This is a genomic window from uncultured Mycobacterium sp., from assembly GCF_964249325.1.
Lineage (GTDB): Bacteria > Actinomycetota > Actinomycetes > Mycobacteriales > Mycobacteriaceae > Mycobacterium.
The window spans coordinates 1-3,310 of sequence record NZ_CAXUCH010000351.1; the positions used below are offsets into that span (position 1 = coordinate 1).

The following is a 3,310-nucleotide window of genomic DNA, read 5'->3' on the forward strand; positions in this document are numbered from 1 at the left end:
GGCTCAGATCGTCACGTCGGCGAGTCCCAGTCCTGTCGCAATCAGCACCGATTCCGTCGGCAAGACCATTTCGGGGGCAACGATCAAGGGACAAGGCAACGACCTGGTGCTCGACACGATGTCGTTCTACAAGCCGACGCAGGCCGGGGCGTACCCGGTCGTGCTGGCCACCTATGAGATCGTCTGCTCGAAGTACCCCGACTCCGCGGTTGGTACGGCCGTGAAAGCTTTTCTTCAAGCCACCATCGGTCCCGGTCAGAACGGCTTGGCAGACAACGGATACATCCCACTCCCGGACGCTTTCAAGCCGCGACTGTCAACCGCGATCAACGCCATCTCGTAATCTGAGGCCGTCATGGCCGAAACACCGCTAACCCGGCGGGCCGAGCTCGCCGGGCCAGTACCTGCACCACCGGCGATCAATACACGCGCAGCACGGCGGGAAGACCGGCTCTTCAAGTCGCTCGCGGTGGGTGCCGGTTTGACGATCGTTACCGCGATCGCGCTGATCGCCATATTCCTGTTGCTGCGCGCAGTGCCGGCATTGCGCGCGAACCACGCCAACTTCTTCACCAGCGCCAAGTTCGATACCACCGACCCCGACAACCTCGCGTTCGGCATCCGTGACCTGTTCATGGTCACGGTACTCAGCTCGGTGTTCGCGCTGGTGTTGGCCATGCCGGTCGCAATCGGAATCGCGGTGTTTCTCGCCCAATACGTGCCAACACAGCTCTCGCGCGTGTTCGGTGCCATGGTCGACCTGCTCGCCGCGGTGCCGTCGATCATCTTCGGGTTGTGGGGAATTTTCGTGCTGGCGCCGCAACTCGAGCCGGTCGCAACGTTTCTCAATGAGGAACTCGGCTGGTTGTTTTTGTTCAAGAAGGGCAACGTGTCGTTGGCCGGCGGCGGCAGTATCTTCACGGCCGGCATCGTGCTCGCGGTGATGATCCTGCCGATCATCACGTCGGTATCGCGTGAAGTCTTCCAGCAGACCCCGATTACGCAAATCGAGGCAGCCCAGGCGCTGGGTGCGACGAAGTGGGAAGTGGTCAGAATGACCGTCCTGCCGTACGGGCGTAGCGGTGTGGTGGCAGCGTCGATGCTGGGTTTGGGCCGCGCTTTGGGCGAGACCGTGGCGGTGCTGATCATCCTGCGCTCGACCGTGCACGGCGGAAATTGGTCGCTGTTCGACGGCGGGTACACATTCGCCTCCAAGATCGCTTCTGCCGCGACCGAATTCAGTCAGCCGCTGCCGACCAGCGCCAATATTTAGGCGGGATTCGCGCTGTTTGTCCTGACGTTCATCGTCAACGCGGCTGCCCGCGCCATCGCTGGCGGAAAGGTCAACGCATGAGCGTCGGCGACGATGCGAAAGCGAAGCGATGAGGAGGAGCGGCGCCCATGACTTCGGCCACGCTTGACCAGCCGGTCAAAACACCCGAGTTTCGCGGTATCAGCATCGGCCGACGCATCAAAAACGCCGTTGCGACAACCCTTTTCTTCACGTCATTCCTCATCGCGATGGTGCCGCTGGTGTGGTTGCTGTGGGTTGTTGTCAAAAGAGGCTGGTATGCCGTCACCCGGTCGGGCTGGTGGACTCACTCACTGCGGGGTGTGTTGCCAGAGCAATTCGCGGGCGGGGTGTACCACGCGATATACGGAACGGTCGTTCAGGCAGTGGTAGCCGCCGCCATCGCCGTGCCGCTGGGACTGATGGTCGGGGTGTATCTAGCTGAATACGGCCCTGATCGGCTGACGCGGTTGACCACCTTCATGGTTGACGTGCTCGCCGGCGTGCCCTCGATCGTGGCGGCGCTGTTCGTCTTCAGTCTGTGGATCGCCACCCTCGGATTCGAGCAGTGTGCGTTCGCGGTCTCGCTGGCACTGGTGTTGTTGATGTTGCCCATCGTCGTGCGGGCCACCGAGGAGATGCTCAAACTGGTCCCCGATGAACTGCGAGAAGCCAGCTATGCCTTGGGGATTCCGAAGTGGAAGACGATCGTGCGGATCGTCATCCCCACCGCGCTGCCTGGCATCATCTCCGGTGTCTTTTTGTCGATCGCGCGCATCATCGGCGAAACCGCTCCGGTGCTGGTGCTGGTCGGGTACAGCCGCTCGATCAACTACGACATCTTCAACGGCAACATGGCATCGCTGCCGCTGTTGATCTACACCGAACTCGACAACCCCGAGCACGCCGGTTACCTGCGGGTTTGGGGTGCCGCGCTGACCCTGATCATCGTGGTGGCCGTGGTCAACCTCATCGCCGCGGCCATCCGGGTCTGGGCAGGACGAGTGCGATAGCTCGACGTCAGGTCGGTGGCAGCTTCACCACCCTGTCGTTGCCCCGGTCGGCGACATACACGTTGCCCGAGTCATCTACGACCACGTCGAGCGGAGTGTTGAGATCGGTGAACGGCAGCACCGTCGTGGTGTTCGACCCAGCCGTCAGTTTGACCACCTTGCTGTCGTCGTGTTCGGTGACGTACACGTTGCTGGCCTTGTCCACCGCCACGCCCCAGGGCACGCTGAGGCCAGTGAAGGGCAGCACGGTCTGGTTTGACCCGCCCTCCAACTTCACCACCCGGTTGTTGTAGGTGTCGACGTCGTAGACGTTGCCAGCCTTGTCCACTGCGACACCGTCCGCGTAATTGAGGTCGGTGAACGGCAGGTCGGACTGGTTGCCCGAGCCGATATCCAGCTTCACCACCCGGTTGTTGCCGCGGTCGGCGACGTACACGTTGCCCGCGGTATCGACCGCTACGCCCTCGGGGTAATTGAGGCCCGTAATCGGCAGGTCGCTCTGGTTGTTCGACCCGGCCGGCAACTTCACCACCCTGTTGTTGAAGTCGGTGGCATACACGGCGCCGGAGCTGTCGACCGCGATGCCCTGCGGCTCGTAAAGGCCGGAGAACGGCAGCACCGCCGGGGTACTAGACCCGGCTGGCAACTTCACCACCCGGCCGTACATGCCCTGATTGGTGACGTACACACCGTCGGCGCTGTCCAGCGCCACCCCGCCCGGGGATAGGCGGAAGTTGAGACCGTTGAACGGAAGCACGGTTTCTCCGGACGTCGACTGCTTGCCGTGCGGCGGCGCCAATACGAGGTATGCGACGGCGGCGATAACGGCGACAACGGCGAGCACAGCAGCGCCGATCAGAATGCCCCGCTTTCCTTGGCGACCATCGGTGGGTTGCAGCCACTCCGGCAAGCTCGTTGGCCTGGGAGTCGGTGACCATCCTCCCGCCGGCATCCCCGTCGATGTGCCCGATGGCGCGCGACGAGCCATGGTTGCCCCGACGCGGGG

General features: G+C 62.8%; 2 protein-coding genes and 2 pseudogenes. 3 read left to right on the plus strand and 1 reads right to left on the minus strand.

From position 1 onward, the window contains the following. From ACFE99_RS24225 to pstA, 3 genes and pseudogenes are all read left to right on the plus strand, one after another. Positions 1-343, plus strand: a pseudogene (locus ACFE99_RS24225) (phosphate ABC transporter substrate-binding protein PstS); the annotation flags it as partial. Positions 344-355: 12 nt separating this feature from the next. Then, positions 356-1,354, plus strand: a pseudogene (gene pstC, locus ACFE99_RS24230) (phosphate ABC transporter permease subunit PstC). A 47-nt stretch (positions 1,355-1,401) separates the two neighbouring features. Then, a complete protein-coding gene (pstA, locus tag ACFE99_RS24235; protein WP_375489306.1) occupies positions 1,402-2,304 on the plus strand; it encodes a phosphate ABC transporter permease PstA in 903 nt (300 codons plus the stop codon). Between the two features lie 7 nt (positions 2,305-2,311). On the opposite strand, the gene ACFE99_RS24240 is transcribed toward pstA, so the two are convergent. Next, the coding region (locus ACFE99_RS24240) for an NHL repeat-containing protein (protein ID WP_375489308.1) at positions 2,312-3,310 on the minus strand (999 nt) is incomplete at its 5' end.

Bases quoted from the DNA above. Each gene is read 5' to 3' on its own strand.
- pstA (WP_375489306.1), top strand. From the start codon at position 1,402: ATGACTTCGGCCACGCTTGACCAGCCGGTCAAAACACCCGAGTTTCGC.